General features: G+C 43.4%; 23 protein-coding genes. 13 read left to right on the forward strand and 10 right to left on the reverse strand.

Annotated features, from left to right (window positions below; all coding sequences use genetic code 11):
- Position 1 precedes the first annotated feature (1 nt).
- Genes hemB through PHI74_05785 form a run of 6 tightly spaced genes read left to right on the forward strand, consistent with a single transcriptional unit; the run spans position 2 to position 5,805 of the window.
- Positions 2–964 carry a porphobilinogen synthase gene (hemB, locus tag PHI74_05760; protein ID MDD5485510.1) on the forward strand — a complete coding sequence of 321 codons (963 nt, stop codon included), beginning with the start codon at positions 2–4 and terminating at the stop codon, positions 962–964.
- A complete protein-coding gene (gene hemL / locus PHI74_05765) occupies positions 961–2,217 on the forward strand; it encodes a glutamate-1-semialdehyde 2,1-aminomutase (GenBank protein ID MDD5485511.1) in 1,257 nt (418 codons plus the stop codon). Before hemB ends, hemL begins: the two co-directional genes overlap by 4 nt.
- Complete coding sequence (hemC, locus tag PHI74_05770; GenBank protein MDD5485512.1) at positions 2,214–3,107, forward strand: hydroxymethylbilane synthase; 894 nt, start codon at positions 2,214–2,216, stop codon at positions 3,105–3,107. Before hemL ends, hemC begins: the two co-directional genes overlap by 4 nt.
- Positions 3,076–3,828 (forward strand): uroporphyrinogen-III C-methyltransferase, encoded by a 753-nt coding sequence (gene cobA / locus PHI74_05775; GenBank protein MDD5485513.1) that lies wholly within the window; start codon positions 3,076–3,078, stop codon positions 3,826–3,828. The genes hemC and cobA overlap by 32 nt, the downstream gene beginning before the upstream one ends.
- Positions 3,825–4,619: a uroporphyrinogen-III synthase gene (locus PHI74_05780; protein ID MDD5485514.1), complete on the forward strand. Its 795-nt coding sequence runs from the start codon at positions 3,825–3,827 to the stop codon at positions 4,617–4,619. Before cobA ends, PHI74_05780 begins: the two co-directional genes overlap by 4 nt.
- Complete coding sequence (locus PHI74_05785) at positions 4,609–5,805, forward strand: radical SAM protein (protein ID MDD5485515.1); 1,197 nt, start codon at positions 4,609–4,611, stop codon at positions 5,803–5,805. Before PHI74_05780 ends, PHI74_05785 begins: the two co-directional genes overlap by 11 nt.
- A gap of 247 nt (positions 5,806–6,052) precedes the next feature.
- Here the strand turns inward: PHI74_05785 and PHI74_05790 are convergent, their stop codons facing one another.
- From PHI74_05790 to thsA, 6 genes are all read right to left on the reverse strand, one after another.
- Positions 6,053–6,274, reverse strand: a complete 222-nt coding sequence (locus tag PHI74_05790) for a hypothetical protein (protein MDD5485516.1) — start codon at positions 6,272–6,274, stop codon at positions 6,053–6,055.
- Positions 6,275–6,291: 17 nt separating this feature from the next.
- Positions 6,292–6,675, reverse strand: a complete 384-nt coding sequence (locus tag PHI74_05795; protein ID MDD5485517.1) for a CBS domain-containing protein — start codon at positions 6,673–6,675, stop codon at positions 6,292–6,294.
- Between the two features lie 111 nt (positions 6,676–6,786).
- A complete protein-coding gene (gene dnaJ / locus PHI74_05800) occupies positions 6,787–7,893 on the reverse strand; it encodes a molecular chaperone DnaJ (GenBank protein ID MDD5485518.1) in 1,107 nt (368 codons plus the stop codon).
- A 9-nt stretch (positions 7,894–7,902) separates the two neighbouring features.
- Entirely contained in the window at positions 7,903–9,717 is a 1,815-nt protein-coding gene (gene dnaK / locus PHI74_05805) for a molecular chaperone DnaK (protein ID MDD5485519.1), read from the reverse strand.
- A 4-nt stretch (positions 9,718–9,721) separates the two neighbouring features.
- Positions 9,722–10,291 carry a nucleotide exchange factor GrpE gene (gene grpE, locus PHI74_05810; GenBank protein ID MDD5485520.1) on the reverse strand — a complete coding sequence of 190 codons (570 nt, stop codon included), beginning with the start codon at positions 10,289–10,291 and terminating at the stop codon, positions 9,722–9,724.
- A 319-nt stretch (positions 10,292–10,610) separates the two neighbouring features.
- Positions 10,611–12,245, reverse strand: coding sequence for a thermosome subunit alpha (thsA, locus tag PHI74_05815; GenBank protein ID MDD5485521.1), 1,635 nt, complete (start codon positions 12,243–12,245; stop codon positions 10,611–10,613).
- A 221-nt stretch (positions 12,246–12,466) separates the two neighbouring features.
- On the opposite strand from thsA, the gene PHI74_05820 reads away from it, so the two are divergent.
- Positions 12,467–12,679, forward strand: a complete 213-nt coding sequence (locus tag PHI74_05820) for a hypothetical protein (protein MDD5485522.1) — start codon at positions 12,467–12,469, stop codon at positions 12,677–12,679.
- Positions 12,680–12,829: 150 nt separating this feature from the next.
- Here the strand turns inward: PHI74_05820 and PHI74_05825 are convergent, their stop codons facing one another.
- Positions 12,830–12,973 carry a hypothetical protein gene (locus tag PHI74_05825; protein ID MDD5485523.1) on the reverse strand — a complete coding sequence of 48 codons (144 nt, stop codon included), beginning with the start codon at positions 12,971–12,973 and terminating at the stop codon, positions 12,830–12,832.
- Positions 12,974–13,279: 306 nt separating this feature from the next.
- Between PHI74_05825 and PHI74_05830 the strand changes: the two genes are divergently transcribed.
- Positions 13,280–13,891 carry a PrsW family glutamic-type intramembrane protease gene (locus PHI74_05830; GenBank protein MDD5485524.1) on the forward strand — a complete coding sequence of 204 codons (612 nt, stop codon included), beginning with the start codon at positions 13,280–13,282 and terminating at the stop codon, positions 13,889–13,891.
- Between the two features lie 132 nt (positions 13,892–14,023).
- Here the strand turns inward: PHI74_05830 and PHI74_05835 are convergent, their stop codons facing one another.
- A complete protein-coding gene (locus tag PHI74_05835; protein ID MDD5485525.1) occupies positions 14,024–15,007 on the reverse strand; it encodes a transcriptional regulator in 984 nt (327 codons plus the stop codon).
- Positions 15,008–15,066: 59 nt separating this feature from the next.
- Between PHI74_05835 and PHI74_05840 the strand changes: the two genes are divergently transcribed.
- From PHI74_05840 to pdxT, 3 genes are read left to right on the forward strand one after another with little or no spacing between them, the layout of a single operon-like run.
- A complete protein-coding gene (locus PHI74_05840; protein MDD5485526.1) occupies positions 15,067–16,332 on the forward strand; it encodes a tRNA(Ile)(2)-agmatinylcytidine synthase in 1,266 nt (421 codons plus the stop codon).
- A 40-nt stretch (positions 16,333–16,372) separates the two neighbouring features.
- On the forward strand, positions 16,373–17,269 hold the full coding sequence (pdxS, locus tag PHI74_05845) for a pyridoxal 5'-phosphate synthase lyase subunit PdxS (GenBank protein ID MDD5485527.1): 897 nt from the start codon (positions 16,373–16,375) through the stop codon (positions 17,267–17,269).
- A gap of 8 nt (positions 17,270–17,277) precedes the next feature.
- A complete protein-coding gene (gene pdxT, locus PHI74_05850; GenBank protein ID MDD5485528.1) occupies positions 17,278–17,868 on the forward strand; it encodes a pyridoxal 5'-phosphate synthase glutaminase subunit PdxT in 591 nt (196 codons plus the stop codon).
- Between the two features lie 46 nt (positions 17,869–17,914).
- Here the strand turns inward: pdxT and PHI74_05855 are convergent, their stop codons facing one another.
- Positions 17,915–19,096 carry a cation:proton antiporter gene (locus tag PHI74_05855; GenBank protein MDD5485529.1) on the reverse strand — a complete coding sequence of 394 codons (1,182 nt, stop codon included), beginning with the start codon at positions 19,094–19,096 and terminating at the stop codon, positions 17,915–17,917.
- Complete coding sequence (locus tag PHI74_05860) at positions 19,097–19,579, reverse strand: TrkA C-terminal domain-containing protein (protein MDD5485530.1); 483 nt, start codon at positions 19,577–19,579, stop codon at positions 19,097–19,099.
- Positions 19,580–19,852: 273 nt separating this feature from the next.
- On the opposite strand from PHI74_05860, the gene PHI74_05865 reads away from it, so the two are divergent.
- Both PHI74_05865 and PHI74_05870 read left to right on the forward strand, forming a co-directional pair.
- Positions 19,853–20,467: a DUF3800 domain-containing protein gene (locus tag PHI74_05865; protein ID MDD5485531.1), complete on the forward strand. Its 615-nt coding sequence runs from the start codon at positions 19,853–19,855 to the stop codon at positions 20,465–20,467.
- Positions 20,468–20,861: 394 nt separating this feature from the next.
- On the forward strand, positions 20,862–24,641 hold the full coding sequence (locus PHI74_05870; protein MDD5485532.1) for an N-6 DNA methylase: 3,780 nt from the start codon (positions 20,862–20,864) through the stop codon (positions 24,639–24,641).
- The last annotated feature ends 78 nt before the right edge of the window (positions 24,642–24,719 follow it).

Genomic DNA, 24,719 nt, shown 5'->3' on the forward strand with positions numbered 1-24,719 from the left:
TATGTTCCCTGACTTTAGAATGCGACGGTTGCGCCAGACCAAGGTGCGTGCCATGGTAAGAGAGACAGCTCTAACAACGAGAAATCTGATATACCCCCTGTTCGTGGATGAAAGAAGTACTAGGCCAGTGCCGATCAAATCCATGCCTGGGCAGTTTCGTTTCCCCCTAACTGGCATAGCGGATGAAGTTAGGGCTGTATCTGACCTTGACATTCCTGCCGTCATCTTATTTGGCATCCCCTCCCACAAAGATGAAATCGGAAGTTCAGCATATGATCCAGATGGCATTATCCAGAGAGCGATACGAGCGATCAAGGATGAAGTGGATATTGTTGTGATCACAGATGTCTGCCTCTGTGAATACATGACGCACGGACATTGCGGCGTCGTTGAGAATGAAAAAGTCTTGAACGATCCGACGTTGGACATTCTTGCAAAGACTGCAGTCAGTCATGCAGAAGCAGGGGCAGATATCGTAGCTCCAAGTGGTATGATGGATGGAATGGTAGATGCAATAAGAACTGCCTTGGATGATGATGGTTTTTCTGATACGATCATAATGTCCTATGCAGTGAAGTACGCCTCAGCCTTCTACGCTCCCTTCAGGGAGGCAGCCGAATCAGGATATGCGTTTGGCGACAGAGCCACATATCAAATGGACCCTGCCAATTCTGATGAGGCACTGAGAGAAGTGTCATTGGACCTACAAGAGGGTGCAGACATCATACTAATCAAACCAGCACTGCCATATTTAGACATAATATATCGGGTCAAGGCAGAGTTTGGTGTTCCATTAGCGGCTTATAACGTCAGCGGCGAGTATGCAATGGTCAAGGCTGCCGCAGAAAAGGGTTGGCTGGATGAAAAGACGGCTGTTATGGAGTCCCTGTTGGCAGTCAGAAGGGCTGGTGCCGATCTGATCCTAACGTATTTTGCCAAAGAGATTGCGGAGTGGCTCAGATGAGATCGGAAGAATTCTTCAATGAAGCCAGAGAACTTCTCCCTGGGGGAGTGAGTTCTCCTGTTCGGGCCATAAAGCCGTATCCTTTCTATACTGCTTTTGCGAGGGGCTCAAAGATATTTGATGTGGACGGCAATGAATACGTAGATTATTGTATGGCATATGGCCCTCTGATCCTCGGGCATAATCCTCCTGCTGTGAAGAGGACCATCGTGCGCCAATTGGATAAGGGATGGATCTATGGGACGCCGATTGAGCAAGAGATAGCTCTTGCCAAAGAGATAGTTAAGTATTATCCAAGCATCGACATGGTACGTTTCGTCAACACTGGGACGGAAGCTACCATGGGCGCAATAAGGGCTGCACGTGGCTTTACAGGTAAAGACAAGATCATAAAGATCGAGGGCGGATTTCATGGTGCACATGATGCCGTTCTAGTGAAAGCAGGGTCTGGCGCCACATCTCTGGGAACTCCTGATTCACTGGGCATTCCGCCAGATTTCACAAAACACACGCTACAGGTTCCTTTCAATGATATAGAAGCGATGACCGATGCGATGGATGGATATCACCATGACATAGCTGCAGTCATACTGGAACCTGTGATGGGCAATGTAGGGCCGATTTTACCAGAAGAGAGGTATCTACAAGAGGTGCGCACCTTGACAAAAGAAAACGACATCGTACTCATATTCGACGAGGTCATCACCGGCTTTCGACTGGAGATGGGCGGTGCTCAAGAATGGTATGGCATCACGCCAGACATGACCACGCTGGGTAAGATTCTGGGAGGTGGTTTTCCCATAGGTGTCTTCGGCGGAAAAAAAGAGATCATGGAAAACATATCGCCAGCAGGTAAAGTCTATCAGGCTGGAACCTTCAATGGCAATCCTGTTTCACTTACGGCTGGCTTGGCGACAATAGATGTGCTACATAGAAAAAAAATCCATCAAAAGGTGAATTCGATGGGAGATGAACTACGTGCTAGGTTGCGTGATATCGTAGACGATCATGGACTTGATTATACGGTTGCTGGCGTCGGATCCATCTTCAAGATTTTTTTTGGAGGTGAGGTGCACAACTATCAAGATGCGTTTAAGTGTGACAGTAAAGCCTATCTTGAGTTTTTTGGTCGAATGCTTAAGAGCGGGATATTTCTTCCCCCCTCCCAGTTTGAGAGCGATTTTCTTTCCTCAGCCCATTCAACAGGCGATGTCGAGAGAACGATCAATGCATATGAGGCAAACCTAGCATGATAATCGGGTCCAGGGGCAGCGCACTTGCACTAGCGCAGACAGAGATTGTGCGTGCATTGCTACGGGAAAAAGGAATCGAATCCGATATAAGGATCGTCAAGACAACTGGTGATGCCTTTGCTGACCGCCCATTGCGAGAGTTCTCTGGTTTTGGCGTCTTCATCAGAGAGATCGATGAGATGATGCTGGAGGGAGAAATAGATATAGCCGTGCATAGCATGAAGGACCTGCCAACTGAACGACCAAAAGAGCTGGTCATGGCTGCGGTTTTACGCCGCAGCTCACCTTATGATGCGCTGGTCAGCGATTACGAGCTCGATGAGCTACCAAGGGGTACAGTTATAGGCACATCCAGCATGAGACGAAAAGCACAATTGCTTCGGCTCAGACCCGATTTGGTCATTCAGAACATCAGAGGCAACGTGGATACCAGGCTGCGAAAATTGCGACAAGGGGACTATGATGCGATCATCGTGGCTGAGGCAGCCCTCGATAGGCTGAACCTCGTTGCAGAGATGAAACGTCTTCCATTCATACCTTCTGCCAACCAAGGGGCAATAGCTGTGGTGGCGAAAAAAGACACAGATGCAGAGGAATGCATTCATGTACTTGATCACAGAGCATCCAGGATAGAGACTGAGGTGGAGCGCATCATCCTCAAAGTTCTAGGTGGTGGCTGCATCGTTCCAATGGGCATCTTGGCCCAAGTCAACGATGAAATCACCGTTCAGGCAGAAGTTCTTTCGCCTGAGGGGGATCAATACGTATCCATCAAACGTTCGATCCAGGTCGGAGACTATGGCTCGGCTGCTATTGAAATAGGAACTGAACTAAAAAATAATGGTGGGGCTGAATTAATTGAAGAAACCATCAAAAGGATACGAGGGTAGGGTCTATCTGGTCGGTGCTGGACCAGGCGACCCTGAATTGCTCACGAAAAAAGCGGAACAAATCCTCAAAGAAGCTGATGTTATCCTGTACGATCAATTGGTCGGAGATAAGATAATCAAATCACTCCCTGCTGGAGCTGAGTTAATCGACGTTGGTAAAGATGCACACCTTCATAAATTCGAACAGGATGAGATAAATCAGATGCTGATCAAATATGTAAGAGAGGGTCGTACAGTCGTAAGACTCAAGGGTGGAGATCCTTATCTGTTTGGTAGGGGGGGAGAAGAAGCGGGGGCATTAGCTGCATCTGGGATAAAAGTTATGATCGTTCCTGGCATCACATCTGCCATGGCCGCACCTGCTTATGCTGGCATTCCACTAACACATCGCGATTATGCATCGATGGTGACGTTCATCACTGGACACGAATCAGCAAAGGAAGCATTGGCGATAGATTGGGGCCTACTGGCAAAATTGAAGGGAACTCTTGTAATCTTGATGGGCGTGAAAAATCTTCAGCGCAACGTAGATGAGTTGTTAAAAAATGGCAAGGACCCGAAGACGCCAGTTGCTTTGATCGAGCGAGGTACAACGGAGGAGGAGAGAATTACTGTGGGAACCTTGGATAACATCGTTGATATTGCGAAAAAGGTAGGTGTAAAACCACCCGCAGTTATGGTCATCGGCGACGTAGTCAAGCTGCGCAAGAGGATGGGATGAAGATCATTGCAATCACACGCCCAAAAGAACATCTAGAGGAGTCCGCTGAGCTAGCCAAATCCTATGGATATAAAGTGATTGCCGCTTCGATGATAGAGCTCCGAGAGAGGGGCGATCCGGAGTTCGATGTCTTCGTCCAACACGTTTTGGGGAGCGAGGCAGATTATGTGATCTTTACCAGCACAAATGGGGTCCGATTTACACTGAAAAAAGCATTTAAAGTCTTGAAAAAAGCAAATTGCACCAAAAAATTCATTGATGCGCTCAACGAGTGCAAGATCATTGCGATCGGTCCTAGTACGCAACGAGAGCTGGAAAAACATGGCATTGATGTAGATGGCATGCCGAGAACACACTCCTCCAGCGGAATCGTATCTATGCTGGCACCGTATGTCAAAGAAAAAAAGGTCGAAGTGGTGCGAAGCACACAAGGAAGCCAACTTCTAGTCAAAGGGCTACGAAAAAACGGCGCCTTTGTTCACGAAGTCCAAGTATATGAAATCATCTCACCGAGGGATGAGCGTTCAAGACAATTGATAGAGGTAGCATTGAAAGGTGAGATCGATGTGTATACGTTCACTAGCACGATGACCGTGAAGAATTTCTTGACCATCGCAGAGGAGCTAGGTGTAAGACATAACATCATCGAAAAAATGAATGAGAGAACCATTGCTGCGATAGGAGAGGCAACTGCAACTGCTCTTAAGAAAAATGGTGTCCATGTGGATGTGATTCCCAAACGATTTACCTTTAAGAACATGTTGGATGAGATAAAAAAGGTTGGATCATAACGTGATCATATTCTCGAAGGTCTTAGCAGACAAGGGAACGGTATGGGATGCTCTACGAGCGAAAGAAATGGCTGCATCAAAAGCTCCAGATGATCTCATCAGATTCTCATCTGAGACCAAGCCAGTGGTGATGTGGAATATCACACGAGAGTGCAACCTTAGATGCGATCACTGCTACGCCAGTGCAGCGCCTGCTCCACATCCTAATGAATTGACGCTGGTTGAAGGCGTTCGATTGATTGATGAACTCGCTGAGTCAAGTATTCCAATGCTCATCTTTACAGGAGGAGAGCCGCTTGCGAGCAAGAATTTTTTTCCTTGGGTTCATCACGCAAAAGATGTGGGGTTGCGTACTGTCCTTTCGACTAATGGTACGTTGATCACGCCAGAGATTGCGCAAAAATTGAGGGATGCAGATATACGTTATGTGGGAGTCAGCATCGACGCAGTAACGCCAGAGATTCACGATAGATTTAGGGGCGTCCAAGGCGCCTGGAAGATGGCGATGGATGGACTAAAGAATGCGATGGATGTTGGATTGAGAACAGGCTTCAGAATCACTATCACCAGAGATAACTGGGGTCAGGTACCTGCGCTGCTGAAGTTGGCGGTACAAATGAACGTACCTCGCTTTTGCCTGTATCATCTGGTGCCAACTGGAAGAGGTGAAAACATCGCAGTACAGGATATCACGAAGGCACAGAGGGTGGAGGTACTCAGACACCTATATGATAAGGCCATCGAGCTAAGGGATAAAGAGATCGAAATACTGACCACTGACTCGCCGATGGATGGCGTTTACATTTTAGAGAGGCTCAAGAAAGAAGACCCAGAGCGCGTGGATGTTGTGAGGAAGTTGCTGAAGATCTCGGGGGGGTGCTCTATGGGGAACAAGGTTGCAAACGTCGATTACCTTGGAAACGTCAACCCATGCCATTTTGCTCCTCATAAGACAGTAGGAAATCTTCAGAAGCAGACGTTCAATGAAATTTGGAATGAAAATCCATGCGAATTACTGTGCAAGTTACGCAGAAAAGAAGAGTTTCTAAAGGGCAACTGTGGAGTCTGCGATTATAAGGACGTATGCGGAGGCTGCAGGCAGAAAGCATGGTTCTTCAAGGATGACTTCCTAGAAGAAGATCCCACGTGCATCTACAATCCAATGACGAAGAGGATTGAAATATGAGAGCGTTCTCATCCAAATTTTAACTAAAAATCGGAGCTTTTAAAAACCCTACTTCTTTCAAAATTAGCGTTAAAATCAGACTATATTGGAGTTCAAACGATATCCTTTCAATTGTATATCAACCAATAGTTTACATTAAGTTCAGTTAAAATCAGATAGGATTAAAATTAATTCTTGGATGCGCCAGATATGGCAAGCCAGATACGGGGAAAGACATTTGACGCAAGTTTGAAAAAAAAATTAATTTTTACAATCCCTTCGGATAACATTTTTTGCATACAGGGACAACATCAAGATAGTCGTTGTACAATCCTCTTGTTTTAACACCTAAATAATGTGTATCATCGAAGCAAATCGGCTCTCCGCAAAAATGGCATCTTCTCCATTTTTTACCGAAATCATTCTGCAGCAGCTCTTTACCACAAATTGAACATTTTAGTTTCACATCTCGATGACCTTCGGCACTCATTTTATTGTTCCTCCGAACTAAAGAGTGGACTTTGCGATAAAATCTGCTAAATCCGCGGCAGTGAATATCCCGATTATTTTTTCATCTTTCATTACCAGGAGTCTCTTGATTTTCAGATCAGCCATTATCCTGGCAGCCTCTCTAATATGAAAATCCGGGCTTATGGTAACTATGGGCTCTGATGTAAAATCCTTGACCTTCACCTTTTTTATATCTGCTCCTTTTGTGATGACTTTTGATAGCAAATCCCGCTCAGTGAATATCCCATAGGGTTTATCTTTGTGTGTTACTACAACGCTCCCTATGTGCCTTTCGCCCATGATCTTGCATGCTGTTTCCACAGTACTGTTCTCGTCAACTGTGACCACTTTCTCCCGCATTACATCTCCGATATTCGTCATGGTTGAAAAGAGGTCTTGCTATAAGCTAATAAAAGTTGCGGAATAAGCGAAGTTTTTACTGCCTACCTAATCTTTTAATTCTTTGCTTTGCAGTCATAACGCAACAAAAATTCACCTTTTCCAGAATCCCGTGGATTTTTCATTCTCTTCCAGCTTTAACAGCAATTCTTTCTGCTCTTTACTTAGCTTCGTGGGCGTCTTTACCGCCACTTTTACGTGCTGGTCTCCTTTGCCCCTTCTATTCAGGTGAGGGATGCCCATCCCCTTTAAACTAAACAGGGTTCCGGTCTGCGTGCCTGGGGGGATTTTAATCTTGGTTTTGCCTTCCAATGTTGGGGCCTCTACCTCTGCTCCAAGGGCTGCTTGGGTAAAGCTGATGGGAATCTCACAAATGACATCGTCTCCTTCACGCTTGAAAATCTCGTGGGGCTTGACATCAACTATTATGTACAAATCTCCAGCAGATCCCCCCCTTATGCCTGCTTCACCCTCTCCCACGATTCTCAGACGAGAGCCGATGTCCACTCCGGGCGGAATTTTTACGGATATTTTCCTTGTGCGCCGAACTTTTCCATCGCCGTGGCAGGTGGTGCAAACTGATTCTATGATTTTTCCCTTTCCACGGCATTTGTTACATGTGGTGACTGATGTGAACATTCCAAAAGCAGTCCTCTTAGACTGGCTTATTTGCCCTGTTCCGTTGCAATCAGAGCAAACTTTCAAACCTCCTGGCCTAGCGCCCGATCCGTCGCAAGAGTCACAGGTCACCATTCGAGCTATTTCGACCTCTTTGGTGGCGCCGAAGGCAGCCTCCTCCAGGGTTATATCCAGGTCATACCTTAGATCGGCACCTCTGGCGGACCTGTGTCTCTCTTTTTTAGGGCCAAAAAATATGTCGAAGATATCCCTTCCAAAGAAATCTCTGCCGAAGATGTCCTCTATGTCCCCAAAATGAGTGAAATCCCCCCAGGAGAAACCACCCCTACCGAAGGCGTCTTGAACGGCGGCATGACCGAACCTGTCATAATTAGCTCTCTTGTCAGGGTCAGCTAAAATTTCATATGCCTCGGAGATTTCCTTGAATTTCTCTCCTGTTTCTTTTTTATCTAGATTTATATCCGGATGGTACTTCTTAGCCAATCGACGATAGGCTTTCTTTATTTCCTCTTGGGAAGCATTCTTGTCAATCCCAAGAATTTCGTAGTAATCACGTTTCACACTACGCCCCTACTTTTTCTCGTCCTCCACTTCGTAGTCCACATCCACTGCATCCTCCCCGGACTTCTTTTGTTCCCCTTCTCGTTTTTTGGCAGCCTCGGCATACATGGCGGCAAACAGCTCTTGAGACTTCTTAGCAAGCTCCTCTGTGGATTTCTTTATCTTTTCTATGTCATCGCCTTTCAAGGATTCTTTGACTTCTTCCACTGCTTTTTTCGTCTTCTCCAGTTTTTCTTTATCCAGTTTATCCCCCACTTCCTCAATGGCTTTTTCCGTGGAGTATACAATCGCATCAGCGTTGTTTCGGATCTCTACTTCTTCTTTCTTCCTTCTATCTTCCTCTGCGTGTTCTTCTGCCTCTCTGACCATTCGATCTATATCCCCCTTGGGGAGGATGTCTGTTCTCTGGATGGTGATCGATTGCTCTTTACCGGTTCCAAGGTCCTTCGCTTTGACGTTCAGAATGCCATTTGCATCGATGTCAAAGGTCACCTCTATCTGGGGTATACCCCTTGGAGCGGGAGGAATTCCAGCCAAGAGGAACTTGCCCAAGGTTTTATTATAAGCCGCCATCTCTCTTTCGCCTTGTAAGACATGAATTTCCACGGACGGTTGATTGTCTGCTGCAGTGGAAAAGATCTGACTTTTTCTGGTAGGGATGGTGGTATTCCTCTCCACCAAGGGTGTGGATATGCCCCCCAATGTTTCGATGCTCAAGGTTAAGGGAGTGACATCCAGTAGGAGCACATCTTTTACCTCTCCAGCCAATACGCCTGCCTGGATTGCTGCCCCAAGAGCGACGCATTCATCTGGGTTAATGTCCTTGTAGGGCTCTTTGCCGAAGTAATCTCTCACAAGTTTTTGGACCGCAGGGGCTCTTGTCTGCCCTCCCACCAGGATGACTTTGTCGATGTCCTTTGCCTCTAATTTAGCATCAGATAATGCCTGATCTATCGATCTTACCGTTCTCTCCACTAGGTCAGAGGTCACGCCCTCAAATTTCGCCCTCGTCAGCTTAACATCTATATGCTTTGGTCCGCTTTTATCTGAAGCTATGAATGGTAGGTTAATGTTCGTCGTTAACACAGAGGAAAGCTCTATCTTAGCCTTTTCAGCCGCATCCTTTAACCTCTGCATCGCCATTTTATCCCCTTTTAGGTCGATGCCATTTTTTTCTTTAAACTCGTCCACGAGCCAATCTACTATCCGCTGGTCCCAGTCGTCACCCCCCAGATGCGTATCTCCTGCGGTGGACAGGACTTCAAAAACACCCTCGCCCAGCTCTAGTATCGAAACGTCAAAGGTTCCCCCACCGAGATCATATACCAAGATGGTGTTCTCCTCCTCTTTATCCAGTCCATAGGCTAAAGCTGAGGCTGTGGGCTCATTGATTATGCGGAGCACCTCCAAGCCCGCAATCTTTCCGGCATCTTTTGTTGCTGTCCTCTGAGCATCATCGAAATAAGCTGGAACGGTGATTACTGCTTGGGTTATCTTCTCTCCCAAACGGCTCTCTGCATCCCTTTTCATCTTTTGCAGGATCATCGCAGATATCTCTTGAGGAGTGTATTCTTTTTTACCAATCTTCACTTTTTCTTTGGTACCCATCTTTCTCTTGATGGAAGCAACCGTACGCTCTGGGTTCGATATATACTGTCTCTTGGCAACCTCTCCAACGACTATCTCTCCACTATCGGTAAAGCCAACGATGGAAGGGGTAATTCGTCCCCCTTCTGCGTTGGTGATGATTGTCGGCTTGCCAGCCTCCATCACTGCCATGCATGAGTTAGTTGTACCGAGATCGATTCCAATCACTTTGGCCATTAGATCACCTCTTCTCCACCTTGACCAGTGCCGGTCTTATGACTTTTGATTTTAAAGAATAACCCTTCTGCAATTCCTCCACCACCGAGTTTTCCGGATGTTGCCCGGTTGTTACACCCATAACTGCCTCATGTTTATGAGGGTCAAATATCTCACCAAGGGCCTTTATGGGCGTCACCCCTTCCCACTCCAATATGCCCTGCAATTGCTTAAGGATCATTTCCACGCCCTTAACTAAGGGCTTCTTGCCCCCGGCTGAGCCGAGAGCCCGCTCAAGGTTATCCAATACTTCCAGTAGTTTGATGATCAACTTTTCAGCGGCATACTTGGAAAATTCATCTCTTTCTTTTAGGACCTTCTTCTTATAATTTTCAAAATCGGCTTGCAAATACTGTAATCGCTTTAAATATTCTTGAGCCAATTCATTTTTATCTCTCAGCTCTTTTTTTAGGACCTCGATCTCTTCTTCTAATTTCTTTTTTGGCTTTTCGTCTTTCTTTCGACTCACTTTGAGACTAGGGATGTCTTGATGGTTACTTTCTTTTTCCATCGATTTCGTGTGCTTCTCCATCATTCCCACACACCGTTAGTTTAGTATATCCCTCTACTATTTGGGTCCCTTTCATATAAGTTGTCAGATCGAAATGATGGGCCTAGCTTTTCTTTTATATATATATATATTATATCCATCTAACTTTTAGTGGTTTTTCATCATCTGATCCGAGCGTTTCCATCGGTGTTATCTCTTTGGTTTAGCCTTCTCGTTCTAGGATAGGAGGACGTGTTTTCAAAGCTGTTAAAATCAACACGAGAAGTTTTTTAGGTTCTTATTTTTTCTCACCGTTTTTAACGCTTCAGATCAGAGATGAAAAAAATAAGGGCAGCGGCTTGCCCTAGTAGTCTTCCATGCCGCCCATGCCGCCCATACCACCTGGACCACCTGGTGGCATTGCAGGCCCTTTCGTCGCGCTTGCTGCGATCACATCGTCTATCCTTAGAATCATGACCGCTGCCTCTGTTGCAGAGGAAATGGCTTGGGTTCTCACCCTCAGGGGTTCGACCACACCCGCTTCCATCATGTCGATGACTTTTCCCTTATAAACGTCCAGCCCTGCAGTCTTTTTGCCCTTCTCATGCTGAGATCGCAACGCAACGAGCATGTCTATCGGATCCAGCCCGGCGTTCTCTGCGAGCGTTCTTGGAATGGATTCCATTGCATTTGCAAATGCCTCTATGGCGAGTTGCTCTCTCCCGCCAACGGAAGAAGCATATTCTCTCAAACGGAGCGCAACCTCTACCTCAGATGCGCCACCACCAGGCACTTGTTTTTTGTCTTCGATCACAACGCCCACCACGCGAAGCGCATCATGTAATGCCCGCTCGAGCTCATCGACGACGTGCTCTGTGCCTCCTCTCAATAGCAAGGAAACTGCTTTGGGATTGTCACACTGCTCTACGAACAACATTTCCTCCTCGCCGATCTTTCGCTCCTCGACCAGTCCTGCTTTGCCCAGATCGCTATTTGTGATTTCGTCGATGTTGGTGACTATTTTGCCACCGGTTGCACTAGCTAGTTTCTTCATGTCGCTCTCTTTTACCCTTCTGACAGCAAAAATGCCTGCCTTAGCCAGATAGTGTTGCACCATGTCATCGATGCCCTTTTGACAGAATACCACGTTTGCTCCACTTGCCTTTATCTTTTCAACCATTTTCCTCAGGATATTTTCTTCCTCATCCAGGAAGGATTTCAATTGATCCGGTGAAGTGATCTCTATCTTTGCATCCACTTCTGTTTTTTCCATCTCTAGTGCAGCATTGATCAATGCTATCTTGGCCTTCTTCACGATTTTTGGCATGCCGGGGTGCACTCTCTCCTTGTCGAGGATCATTCCCTCTATCAACTTTGAATCTTCGGTGCTGCCCCCAACTTTCTTCTCGACCTTTATATTGTCCACATCTACTTTGCCATCTTCTTCTACGGCTTTGTCCGCCTTCACTGCCAGCTCAGCCAAACCCTCTCTTGCTGCACCCTTCCCGGTCATCGATGTTACCGCTATCTTTTTAAGAGCGCCCTCATCCTCAGGAGACAAAGTTGTAGCAATAGAGCGCAAGATTTCTTTTGCCTTTTCTGAAGCCAGTCTGTAGCCGGATGCTATGACCGTCGGATGCACCTCTTGGTCTATCAGCTCTTCGGCCTGCTTCAACAATTCTCCCGCGATAACTACGGCTGCGGTGGTGCCATCCCCGACTTCATCGTCTTGGGTCTTAGCCACCTCTACGATCATCTTCGCAGCAGGATGCTCGATCTCCATCTCCTTAAGAATTGTCACACCATCATTGGTGATGACGATGTCCCCCAATGGGTCAACAAGCATCTTGTCCATTCCCTTGGGACCCAAGGTAGTGCGGACTGCAGAAGCAATCGCTTTAGCAGCGAGTATGTTCCTGTTCTGCGCGTCCTTTCCTCTCGTCCGTTCGGAGCCTTCTTTTAATATCAATATGGGCGTTCCGCCCAGTTGTCCTGCCATTATGTTACACCTCTTTTGAATTTATAGCGCAAAATGGATTGTTTATTGTTCTATATAAAATTTACGGATCAAAGGAGGTTGCACCTAAAGTCTGAAACCTGACCCCCCCCAAATAATTGAAAATATAGGTACAAATTAGGTATTTTATTAGGTATGTTCTAAGGTATAAAATTAGATAGAAAATTATATATATGAGGAGGTCTTAGAGTAGAGTGATTAAAATGGCAAACGGGCAAATAACGACGCTCACAAGAGCGAACAATATAAGTGAATCGCTTAGGACTACAGTCCCATCGGGCATAATAAAGCAGTTTGACTTAAAGGAAGGCGATACGCTTGCTTGGAAGCTCGGCGTGGGAGAAGGCGAGTTCATAATCGTTGTCAGACCTTCCAAAAAAGTTCCAACTTACGAAGAACTGATGGAAGGAAGATAGGCGATACAAAGAATGCAAAATAGCTTAGGATGGGTAACTCTATGGGAAACATAGGAGAGTGGGATTAAACCCATTGCATAGGTCTAACTTTCCTTACACCCTCTCCTTACATCTCCCTTTTTGTATCTATCTTATCTTCTATCTACCCCCTCAATCATCATCTCCATACTCTTCTTCATCTTCCTCAAAACATTTTCTTATTGGCTTCTTCTTTTCTATCTTCTCCTTATAGTCCATCTTCCCCATCTTCTTATAGTCTGTCTTCTTTCTCTCCTCTATCTTTTTATCTTCCATGTTCTTCTCCTCCTTATTAGCCCCATCTTCTTATTTTCCATATCCTTCTCTTTTTTTGTATATTTACTATGTAAATATAGTTAGAGTGTTAGAATGGTAAAATAGGAAATTGGGGTCGAATAGCCGTTATACAGCTTGCCCCCCTTTATACTTTTCCCTCAAAGGCTTTGCACAAAAACTAACAATTGACTTTATGTGCAGAAAGTGGTAACTTGAGATTCAAACATGAATTTAGCGCAAAACTCCATTGTAGGCAAAGCATATATACTAATTTATTAATAAACTTCTAAGGGAGCAACTCTAAACATGATTGAGTTAGAAGAGGGTGAAAAGCCTGATGCTGAAAAGCTTGATGCAGAACGTCTGAGCGTAGGACATTTAATAGCACCCCATAAGCCCGACTTAAGAGAGAAACTTTTCTTTTTTCTCTCTGGATTTATAATAAGCGTACCTCTTACACTCTATATTAGTATATTTACAGACAATCTCTGTACTGTTTTGCCGAGATTATATGCTGAAGTATGTGCAGTTTCCATCTTCGCCCCCTTCATCGAGGAATTTGCAAAGGCTTATCCCCTCTTCTATCGTCATGGTGAATCTCAGAGGTCTATTTTTATACTAGGTTTTCTAGTTGGTTTGGGATTTGGCATATCTGAGTTTTTTGTTTATCTCGCAATAGGTGCGCCAATAGTCGTCAGATTGCCTCTGATGGTATTCCATGCCGCAAGCGCATCGATTACTGCCTATGGTATTGCAACAAATCGACCTTTGCAGTTCTATATTCTCGCAGTGCTTATCCATGCCTTAAATAATTTTTCTGCATTCTTTGATTCATTCTGGTTCATAGGCGGAATTGGTTCCGTAGTCATAGCATACTCGCTCTCTTGGAATCTGTATCGTAAAACTTCTGTCGATTAAGAGTTATTTTTAGGAAAATCCCCTACTTTTAAGCCTGCATCTCTTTGAAAGAGTTGCTACACAGGTATCAGTATTTTCTTAAAGTTCTTCAAAGTCTCTTCGCTGGTAGTTAAAACAAATTTATCTCGGACTCTAAAAGATGATTTGGATGTCACTTTCATTTGATTCTGCGTCAGAGTTAACTTTTCTATCCTGAACAAGGGAAATGAAATCGCTTGAATTATCTATTTCACCCAATTCCTCTTTTTCCACTAGCACCGTGCCATTTATCTGCAGTGTTTTGGATTGACCTTCGACGATTAAAACGGAGTGAGTCTGAGCTACATTTGAGATACTACTCATCAATCTGGCTCTTTTAATCATCTTATCGTTATATTTGCTGACCCCAGTGAGTATCACAATGCCTTTCTCCTGTGACAGCGCGTTGAACGGTGCATGTGCAATCGGCAGGACGTCAAATCCAATGTCAACAAATATTTGCAATATGTCTCTCACCATCATGGGCACAGAATTCGGATAGAGCTGAGATTCATTTTGTGATCGTGAATATAACAGGTCTATGGGGCAGGCTAGTGGCACATCTAAGATGGATTCGAGTTTTAGTGCTATCTTAATGGTCGCATCCATCCCCTCCTCGTATTTACTGATGGTACGTCGAGAGACGCCTAGCTCACGTGCCAGTTCTCCCAGAGAAATATTTTTATCTTTACGGGCCTCTCGCAACACATCTCCATCTATGCTGACGTATAGTCCTCCTGGTGCAGCATATATGAGAGGAGGGGTGCCTTCGACGAAATAATCATATAATGTTCGCACATTGAAGGAAGGAATGCCGTAGCGAAGGTAAACTGCGCCATTTTCCAAAAACGTGTCTCTTGTTTTATCGCCTATTATTAGGGGATAGCCGATCAGACGGTTTGCCAGACATCTTATTTCATTTGCGATCTCCTCGCTTAATCCGTCGATGTTGGAGAGCACCTTTAATAACAATAGTAATCGCCCCCTTCTCGCAGCGAGATCAAAACTTCGGGGGTGCACATCACATCGGTCTGATACGATGAATCCTGCTTTGGATAATATGGCCAAGACTTGCTGAATTAATGCATCTCGGCTCATGATATTCACTCAGCCATTAATTCTATATAATATTATGCATGCATGCGTCTAAGGTGAAGATGGTGCTACTCGGCATCGATGATACGGACTCCAAGAAAGGGATGTGTACCACTTACTTGGCCGCAGTGTTGGTGGAAGCTCTCCAGAACTATGGCATCAAGGGTTATCCCAGGCTGATCAGGCTAAATCCAAATATTAAATATAAAACCAGAGGGAATGGAGCGGTCGCCATCGAAATCGAGGCTGACGAAGATCAAGCAAGGGGAATAATGGACATTGCGGTTCGGAAAGTAGAGGAGATGGCAGAATTAGATGATCCGGAAACCAACCCAGGTATCGTGCTATTGAGCCATATCCCTCCTGAGGTAGAGAAATTCTCAGAGAAAGTGGTACGAGACGTTGTCACAATCCAAGAAGCCATGGACCTTGCGAAGAAATATGGCATGGTTCATGCTTTTAAAAATGGCAGGGGCGTCATCGGTGCATTAGCTGCGATAGGTTTCTCATTGCAGGATGATCGTACCTATGAGCTGGTTGCTTACAGGCGCAAAGAAAGTTGGGGCACTCCCAGGCGTATTGACAAGACGTCAGTACTGGAAGCGGATTGGGCGACATACCCTCATACATGGGACACTGTGGATATTACCAATGACAAAACAGTCTTTTCGCCGCACTCCCCCTGCCCGGTCCTTTTTGGGATCAGGGGTGATGACGTCGAAGCAATCAAAAGGGCATTCAAGATGATCAAGTCTGAGCGGATAGAGAGGTACATTATCTTCAAAACCAACCAGAGTACAGATGCTCACCTAGTGATTGGGGAGATTGCTTCTGCAAAAAATGGGCGCTCATATATTCTTGGCGGAACTGTGGTAAAACAGCCCCATTCCATCCAAGGAGGACATGTGTTCTTCACCATTGCAGAGGATGGTCACGAGATCGATTGCGCTGCCTATGAGCCGACGAAGAATTTTAGAGATGTGATTCGACAACTTCGTGTGGGAGATGAGGTTCTGGTCTATGGCAGCGTTAAAGACCAAACCGTTAATCTGGAGAAGATCGAAATCACATCGCTCAAAGATCAGTTCGCCGTGCGCAATCCCTCCTGTCCGAAATGTCAAAAACGGATGAAATCCTCTGGAAAAAATCAGGGATATCGATGCCGCAAATGCGGTACAAAGTCCCAAGAAGAGGAGATCGTACCCGTTCATAGGAGTCTGGAGCTGGGCCTGTATGAAACCCCTCCTTGCGCGAGAAGACACATATCGAAGCCGTTGATCCGGATGTCTGGGAGGATGTCCAGGAGAGAGATCCATCCCAGCAGGTGATCGTCAGATTTATGAACCTAGTATTCAAAAAGTGATAACGATGGAATTGGAAAGTTTGCGGCATGGAACAGAGCTGCTCAAGCGAGGTTTCGCTAAAATGCAAAAAGGGGGCGTCATCATGGACGTAACCAATGCAGATCAGGCCAGAGTGGCTGAAAATGCAGGAGCAGTGGCGGTTATGGCACTCCATGCAGTCCCAGCAGACATTCGTAAATCCGGAGGAGTGGCCAGAATGGCAGATCCCCTGGTCATATCTGAGATCATGGATGCGATGACAATTCCGGTGATGGCAAAGGTCAGAATAGGTCATTTTGTCGAGGCAGAGATACTTGAGGCATTGGGCGTTGACATGATTGATGAGTCGGAGGTTCTGACGGCTGCGGATGAGACCTACCACATCGATAAGGTTGGATTCACCGTACCCTTCGTCTGTGGGGCCAGAGACCTGGGAGAAGCCCTGAGAAGGATCAACGAGGGTGCGGCGATGATCCGAACCAAGGGAGAAGCGGGGACCGGTGATGTAAAAGAGGCCGTCAGACACATGAAAAAGATAATGGGTTCGATAAGGGAGCTAAAGGGCATGAATGATGCAGAGCGAATGAAAGTTGCCAGGGAATTGGAGGCGCCTTTCGAACTCGTAAAAGAGACGGCCGAGATGCAGAGATTGCCGGTGGTGAACTTTGCCGCAGGCGGAATAGCGACGCCAGCAGATGCAGCCATGATGATGCGTCTAGGTGCTGATGGCATCTTCGTCGGCTCAGGAATATTCAAGGCAGAGCATCCGGATAAAATGGCAAAGGCGATTGTAGAAGCGGTGAACAACTATGACAAGCCAGAGGTTCTGGCAGAGATATCAAAGGGCCTGGGCGGACAGATGAAAGGGTTGGATGTTCACACTCTGTCCGAGGATGAGATGCTGCAGACGCGTGGCTGGTAGAGCTAATTATGGTTATCAGAATCGGCGTTATCGCACTACAGGGGAATATAGGGGAGCATGTCCAAGCCGCAGAGCGTGTGTTGGCTGAGAGGGATGGCGGCGAGGTTATTCAGATTAAACATGGAGGCATAGTCCCGAGCTGTGACGCTCTCATCATTCCAGGGGGGGAAAGCACCACTGTTGGAAGGTTGATGGAGCGGGAGGGCATCGCACCAGAAATCAAAGCCGCTGCTAAAAAACATGTTCCCATACTTGGGACGTGCGCAGGTCTCATTCTGCTCGCAAAACATGGGCAAATAAACAGAACGAAGCAGCCTTTGTTGGGGTTAATGGACGTTCATATGAAAAGAAATGCCTTTGGGAGGCAGAAGGAGTCGTTTGAAGCTTTGCTGGATGTGCCTGTGTTGCCTGGTGACAAATTCCCAGCAGTCTTCATCAGAGCCCCGGCCATCATACATGCAGAAAAGAATGTGCAGATTTTGGCAACCCTGAATGGGTACATCGTAGCTGCCAGGCAGAAGAATTTGCTAGCCCTGGCATTTCATCCTGAGCTGACCGAGGACATGAGGCTCCATCATTACTTCATGGACATGATATGATATGGATTTTCATCCCGCATGATAGCGGTCGTCCCTATTTTCTCCTTTAACCTTTACTTTCTTGTTGCAATTTATTAATGCCACCCATCATCACTTTACCAATCCTATCCCCATGTTTAGCGATGAATGCGCCCACGATCGAAAGAAGGATTACGTAAGCAATGACAAGCGAAAATAATAGTTCAGAAATGCCCTCCCCCATTCCTATTGCAACAGCCAGCAGCACAATTGAAAACTCGCCCCTTGGCGTTGTGTATGCCCCGACCCTTAACCCCATTTCAAGCGAGCCGTACAGTCTCTTTCCAATAAGTGCGCCACTGGCGAACTTTCCAAAAATGGACAGGGTTATGAGCGTGAGGAGTGCGAAGACAAAATCTGTCGAAGGCAATCCTGCAAATTTAAATGGAAACATCATTCCGAAGGAGAAGAAGAAGATGGTGATGAATAAGTTCTTAAATGAAATGGTGTCCCCGAAGAGCTTCTTGAAGGACTTGACTTCTGAGAGTGCAGAGCCGAGGAAAAATGCAACAATCACCTCAGAAATGCTCAGGAGATATGCAATTGCTGAAAATCCGAATAATAATGCGAAAGTGAGCAGTATTGGTATTTCATCATCACGCTCAAACAGAGGCGAGATGAAGTTGCTTAGCCTCCTGATGAGAGTCAAAATGCATACAATGAGTAACAAAGTCATTGCTAAGGACACGGGAATCATGGCAAGACTGCTGGACATAATGGAAGTCAGCACCACGAGCAGGATTGCCAGTATTATGTCCTCGAAGACCATCAGCCACACGACGGTCTCTGCTTCCGGGTAGATCAGCCTCTTATTCTCTATCAGCGAGGAAATGGCAATGGCAGAACTGCTGATGTAAACTGCGGATGCGAGTATGAAAGCCTCTAACAGGCTCAAGCCAATGAGGAGACCCAGCGAAAATCCTGCGATGAAATTCACCGCGAAGTCCGTGCAACCCGCAAACAACCTCCCGGGCTCTTTTATGCCTTTGAAGTTGAACTCATATCCTATGTAGAACATCAGAAGGATTACACCGATCTTACCCAGCCACTCGACGAACTCGTAGGAGGTTATTAAATCGAGTCCACTCTTTCCGAGGATTATTCCTGCGATTATGTAAACAGGAATCGAGGCTTGCCTTAGATATTTCGATAACAATCCAAGAGCTAAGCAAGAGACCGTTACAACGGCCAAATCAACCAGAAAGTCCATCTAACCCTTCCCCAGGATATCCCTCGCACATACTTTTATTTGCTCGCTCTCCCCTATCAAAACTATCAGGTCCCCCTCTTCGAAGACCGTTTCCGGCGGCGGGCTGATGACGCTCCTACCCCTTCTCGATAATGCGATTATCGTGACGCCCGTCTTCTTCCTGAAGGCCAGCTCCTCAATGCTCTTTCCTACCACACCCTTTGTTACCTGGCACACATGGATGTTTATTCTGAGGTCAGAAATTTCGGAAAACGATACTTCAACGTCCTCGGGCGCTATTGTGAGTAAAGCTCCGGTCAGAACGCTTCCGACACGTCGTGCCTCTTCCGAGGTCAACCTCGTAACCGAAGGCTTATCTGCACCGGCCTCTAAGACATAGAGCTCTATTTCTCCGGTCGTCAAAAATATGACCGCTACTTTATCCCCTTTTGGACTTTCTATCTCATACTTCGTGCCTATCTCTGGAAGCTTGGAGATTCGCATTTGACAACACCCCTTTTAACTATCATGGTCAGAGATGATAAAAAGTAATTGTTTGGCTGAGACTCTGATTACTTTACTGTACTGAATAAGGGCGCGAGGAAGTTAGAAGAGCTGCCCGATAAGGGAGTTCCATCAGTATTTCATGGACATGATATGATGTGATTTGGATTTTGTATTTTAGAGAGAATCGGACATCTTGGACAGATAATCCCTGCCTTGACATAGAAGTGAAAAGTTTAACATACTTAGAATTTAAGATTGTTGACGAGTTGTATGTGTTTCATCTTCATCGACGAAAGTGGGGACTTGGGGATGAAGGGGTCAAACTATATGGTCATAGCCGCCCTCTTCGTTAAAGATTACCGACCACTCGATCGCATTATTAAAAACATGCGCAGATATAAATTTCGGAAAGAACTCAAGAACGTCTGTGAAATTAAAACTAATAAGTCCTCCGATGCCGTCCGAAAACACATGCTCAAGAAACTCAATAACATCCCCAATGCACGCATATTCTACATTGTCCTTGAGAAAAAGAAACTCTACAGCGACTACCTTAAAGATAACAAAGACAAACTTTACAACTACGTCGCTGGAAAACTCGCTAAAAATATCATCATACTAGAAGACACCCAGTTGGAAATCAAGATAGACAAATCAAAGGGGAAACACCTACTTAGAGAAGACTTTAATCGATACTTCCTGCAAAACCTGTGCGAAGGATCAGACCATATGAGGGTAACAATAGATCACAGCTATAGTCATTCGTGGAGCGGTATCCAGTTCGCAGACTTGCTCGCATGGTGTTGTTTTCAGAAATTTGAGCACGGAAACTCAGAATACATTGATATAATAACACAAGACCAAGAAGTTTATCACGTCTGGTAAAATTCAAAATGCAGAACCTGCAAGCACTAAACCGTGCACCTCAAGGTACACTGGCATGCAGGTTTTACCCGCAACCCATTATAGCACTTATAAGGTTAAAAAACTTTCGATATTTTTGACCATATCTATATCCTACCATATTTGAAGATTAACGCATCGCTACTCTTGGAATAACTCCCTTCATATTTGCTCTCTCTTACTTTTTTGCATATGATATAACACCAATTTTTGAGAGATGTGTGAGTCAACTCCTTAATGGAGGTTATCTGTAATTGACCGATAGAGGTGAAAAAGTAACTCTTAAGAACTTAGGTATTTAATATCTACATGGCGTTTGTTAGTTAGGTAATTAATATATAAAAAAAATAAGTAAATCCAATACACTGGAGTAACAATGAACGATTTCGAAATCATTAAACGGACGGTAAATCTACTCGATGTTTTTGGCAAGTTATACTCTCATCATTCAGTGGGTAGAACAGATAACTATTTGGTGTATGTAGGATTGGCTAAGGGGGTCAAAAAAGCCGACGAAAAAACACTCATACAACCAATATTATTTCCTGCATTTTTAGAGGAAATTTTGGATTTTAGCAAAATTGACTATATTCCAGAACAACGGAATGAAAACAGGATGGCGCCTGACTTTACTCCGATAGATACACTTCTCCATCCTTTCATTTTTGAAACAAAAGGAAACGACTCTGATTTAGAAGATTTTGAAAAGGAATTTCATAATAAATCAAAATTATATCTCTCTGCAGATCTTCACGCAAAATATGTTATTATCACAAACATGGACAAATTGGTGGTATATGAAAAAGACTCCGAGAAGAAAATCGAAGATTATTCTTTCAGTTTTACAAGATTATATGAAGATTTTAAAAAGAAGGTTCCATTTGATTTAAAAGATGAAAATTCGCAGTCTTTTATTCGATTTGTGAAAAGATTCCATAAGTCAGAATTGACTATGGAGAAAAAGATTGAGACAATAGCTAGTGCAGAGCCTTATCCCCCACTTTTTGGGGTTGTTACAGAGGAACGGGTTTTTGCAGAGGAACATGAAACATTGAAGTTGACTAATGCTATACGATTCATTGTAGATACTCTAAAAGATGACGTCAAGAATAATCGAGGTAAAGAATATGTCTTAAAAGCACTCAGAAACGACACTCTTAGAAAGGAGCAGATAGCAAGGGAAATTTATTCAATATGTCAAAGTCTCGATTCAAAATATCCTGTTCCAGAAAGTGAGAAAATAGAGGCTAAAGAACTCGACTTATTGTTAGATTCCAGTAACAAGACAATTAAGAAATCTGTTGATTTGTACTTCTATAGAGTGGCCTATTTCACAATGTCGAGATTGCTTTTAATAAGAGTTTGGGAAGATGCTCAGTTCATTGAGAGAGAATATGTAACTTTGTTTAATGGCGGGTTTAAAAAATGGTATCAAGCATATAATAAAAAGATTGTAAAAGTATTGGAACAAGCATATAATATAGGAAAAGGGAAATATGAGTGGTTATTCACTGATCAAAACAATTATGCTTGGTATCTACCTACCGATAAAGTTTTAGTTGATGTGTTATATGAATTGGCAAAATATAACCTATCAATTGTGAATCGAGACGTGCTCGGAACCGTTTACGAGGAGTACCTAGATGTCCAAGATAAGAAGAGCAAAGGCCAATATTTTACGCCACATCAGATAGTATCTTTAATATGGGACAGAGTCGGGTACACATCAATAAAATATGGCGATGAAAAATCTTTTTTTGATTTTAAAAATGGAAAAAGAATTCCTAAATTAATTTTTGAACCTGCTACCGGATCTGGGAGTTTTTTGGTGGAAGCGATATATAGATTGAGGAATCATTTCCAATTGTTAAATAGAGATAACCGGTTAAATGTAAGAGATGCGTTAGATGTAAGAGATGCTATAATCAAAGGCATGAATGGCTCTGAGATTAGTGCTTTCTCTTATTATTTAACAGAGGTTAATATTTTAATCCAACTAACACCAATAATCCAAAAAATAATTGATTTAAATAGTATAGAAAGAGAGTTATCTGGCAAATTTACTCTTAGGGTCATACATCAAGACTCACTAGGATTGCATAATCCACCAGAAAGAGCATTTGGTGAGAGTGCAGAGAAAGAATTCGTCATTGACAAAGATCATGACATATTAAAATTAGAAGGCGAGAAATTACAGATATTCAAATACATAAAAGATAATCATGATTTTGATTATGCAATAGCAAATCCTCCTTATATCGGGGAAGACGAGCACAAGGAATTATTTAGAAATGCTACTAAGAGATACCCATATTGGAAAAAATATTACCAAGGAAAGATGGATTATCTATATTTCTTCGTTATACTCGCCCTCCAAAAATTGAAAGAAAATGGAAAACTGGGCTTTATAACAACATCCTATTGGCTTACAGCAGATGGGGCAAGTAATCTTAGGAAATTTATTTTAGACAATGCAAAGATAGTAGAAATAATAGACTTTGGTGAAATAAAGCTATTTGAGCATGCAAAAGGGCAGCACAATATTGTTTTTGTTTTAAAGAGATGTAGAGATGAAAAGAAAAAAAAGCAAAAAGAACAAAATAAGATTAAACTCGTGAAGGTGAAGGAACACTTTGATGGAAAAAATGTTAGCGATAGACTAACTAAACTTGTGAATCATATTAAAAAGCACATAGATAAGGAAGATTATTCTGATCAGTATATTGAAGTTTTTTATTCGGCTGTAAAACAGGGGGAATTAACAGATAAAGCATGGTATATTTTCTATAGAGAGAGAGTGGCGAAGATATTAAATCAAATAGAAAGCATTGGTAAGGAATTGATTAAGTTTTGTGATATAAACCAGGGTCTAATTACAAATCCGATGACAGTGGATAAAAGCGTATTGGAAACCCTTACCACGAAAGAGATCGAAGAAAATAATATCTCTAAAGGAGACGGACTTTTTGTTCTTTCTGCAGCAGAAATAAAAAATATTGATATATCAGAAAAAGAAGGGGAGCTCCTAAAACCTTTCTTTTTTCCTTCAGATATAAAAAGATTTTATGTGTCATCTTCAACAGATTACAAAGTAATATACACAAATAAACATACAAATATTGAAGAGTATCCAAATATAAAAATTCATTTGGAAAAATTTAAAAAGAGATTATACTCTAGACGAGAATGTGAAGAAGGAAAGATTCCGTGGTATTCATTGCATTGGCCTAGGGAACAGGAAATTTTTGAATCTGAAAAAATAATTTGTCCTTATCGCTCAGATAGAAATATGTTTGGATATACTGAAAAACCTTTTTATGCTGAGGGGAGTGTACGCTTTATAACTCCAAAAAAAGATGAGAAAAATAAGCTAAAATTCACCAATAGTGAAAATTTAAGCAAACATGATTTGAGATATATTCTTGGTGTTTTGAACTCGTCTCTATTCAGGGTTTGGTGTCATCATAAAACGAAGCCAAAAGGTGATATGAGAGAGCTTTTCTACACACCCCTTACTCAGATGCCAATAAAACCTATTGATTTTGACAATTCTGAGGAAATGAAAATGTATGAAAATATAATAGAATATGCACAAACAATTATTGATCTCAAGAGAGAATTGTCTACTTATCAAAAATATTTCCAAGAATCAATCTTGGAATTAGAAACATCTGAACCACTTCCAAAAATATTAAATGAAACGATTCTACACGCTTTGAGTGAAAGTAAAAAAAGGGACATCTGGACATCTTCGCAATTAAAGCCCACTGATTCTGATAAGGATTTCATTTTAAAAAGAGCAAATGAAGTAACGATAAATATGGATAGGGGTATAACGGATTTTGAATACATGTTAATTTTAGAAGGAAAAAATAAAGGAATTATTAAAATAGACGGAGAAAAAGAAATCCTAACATTTTTGAAGATAATTTTAGATGAAAATTACGAAGGTATGTCTTGGAAAGAAATTGAGCAAAATATCATACTTCCGGATACTATGGAATCCTTTGAGATAAAGTATATAGAAATTAGAGATAAAGTACATGAGATTTTAAAAAAGATTCAGAAATCTCAAGATGAAATAAATGAGATGGTTTGTAAATTATATGGGATTAAAACAGAGGATGTAAATGATGCTATAGAACAGTCATTTTAATAATCAAAGATGACGTTTAAGGCTCTTAAATTTATTTTTGTGCGATGTAATTTAGTCATAAATCATCATTTTATCATA

Source organism: Methanocellales archaeon (assembly GCA_028715985.1).
Taxonomy (GTDB): Archaea; Halobacteriota; UBA148; order UBA148; family UBA148; genus UBA148.

Bases quoted from the DNA above. Each gene is read 5' to 3' on its own strand.
- hemB (MDD5485510.1), top strand. From the start codon at position 2: ATGTTCCCTGACTTTAGAATGCGACGGTTGCGCCAGACCAAGGTGCGT.
- hemL (MDD5485511.1), top strand. From the start codon at position 961: ATGAGATCGGAAGAATTCTTCAATGAAGCCAGAGAACTTCTCCCTGGG.
- hemC (MDD5485512.1), top strand. From the start codon at position 2,214: ATGATAATCGGGTCCAGGGGCAGCGCACTTGCACTAGCGCAGACAGAG.
- PHI74_05780 (MDD5485514.1), top strand. From the start codon at position 3,825: ATGAAGATCATTGCAATCACACGCCCAAAAGAACATCTAGAGGAGTCC.
- PHI74_05790 (MDD5485516.1), bottom strand. From the start codon at position 6,274: ATGAGTGCCGAAGGTCATCGAGATGTGAAACTAAAATGTTCAATTTGT.
- PHI74_05795 (MDD5485517.1), bottom strand. From the start codon at position 6,675: ATGACGAATATCGGAGATGTAATGCGGGAGAAAGTGGTCACAGTTGAC.
- dnaK (MDD5485519.1), bottom strand. From the start codon at position 9,717: ATGGCCAAAGTGATTGGAATCGATCTCGGTACAACTAACTCATGCATG.
- grpE (MDD5485520.1), bottom strand. From the start codon at position 10,291: ATGATGGAGAAGCACACGAAATCGATGGAAAAAGAAAGTAACCATCAA.
- thsA (MDD5485521.1), bottom strand. From the start codon at position 12,245: ATGGCAGGACAACTGGGCGGAACGCCCATATTGATATTAAAAGAAGGC.
- PHI74_05820 (MDD5485522.1), top strand. From the start codon at position 12,467: ATGGCAAACGGGCAAATAACGACGCTCACAAGAGCGAACAATATAAGT.
- PHI74_05825 (MDD5485523.1), bottom strand. From the start codon at position 12,973: ATGGAAGATAAAAAGATAGAGGAGAGAAAGAAGACAGACTATAAGAAG.
- PHI74_05830 (MDD5485524.1), top strand. From the start codon at position 13,280: ATGATTGAGTTAGAAGAGGGTGAAAAGCCTGATGCTGAAAAGCTTGAT.
- PHI74_05835 (MDD5485525.1), bottom strand. From the start codon at position 15,007: ATGAGCCGAGATGCATTAATTCAGCAAGTCTTGGCCATATTATCCAAA.
- PHI74_05840 (MDD5485526.1), top strand. From the start codon at position 15,067: ATGGTGCTACTCGGCATCGATGATACGGACTCCAAGAAAGGGATGTGT.
- pdxS (MDD5485527.1), top strand. From the start codon at position 16,373: ATGGAATTGGAAAGTTTGCGGCATGGAACAGAGCTGCTCAAGCGAGGT.
- pdxT (MDD5485528.1), top strand. From the start codon at position 17,278: ATGGTTATCAGAATCGGCGTTATCGCACTACAGGGGAATATAGGGGAG.
- PHI74_05855 (MDD5485529.1), bottom strand. From the start codon at position 19,096: ATGGACTTTCTGGTTGATTTGGCCGTTGTAACGGTCTCTTGCTTAGCT.
- PHI74_05860 (MDD5485530.1), bottom strand. From the start codon at position 19,579: ATGCGAATCTCCAAGCTTCCAGAGATAGGCACGAAGTATGAGATAGAA.
- PHI74_05865 (MDD5485531.1), top strand. From the start codon at position 19,853: ATGTGTTTCATCTTCATCGACGAAAGTGGGGACTTGGGGATGAAGGGG.
- PHI74_05870 (MDD5485532.1), top strand. From the start codon at position 20,862: ATGAACGATTTCGAAATCATTAAACGGACGGTAAATCTACTCGATGTT.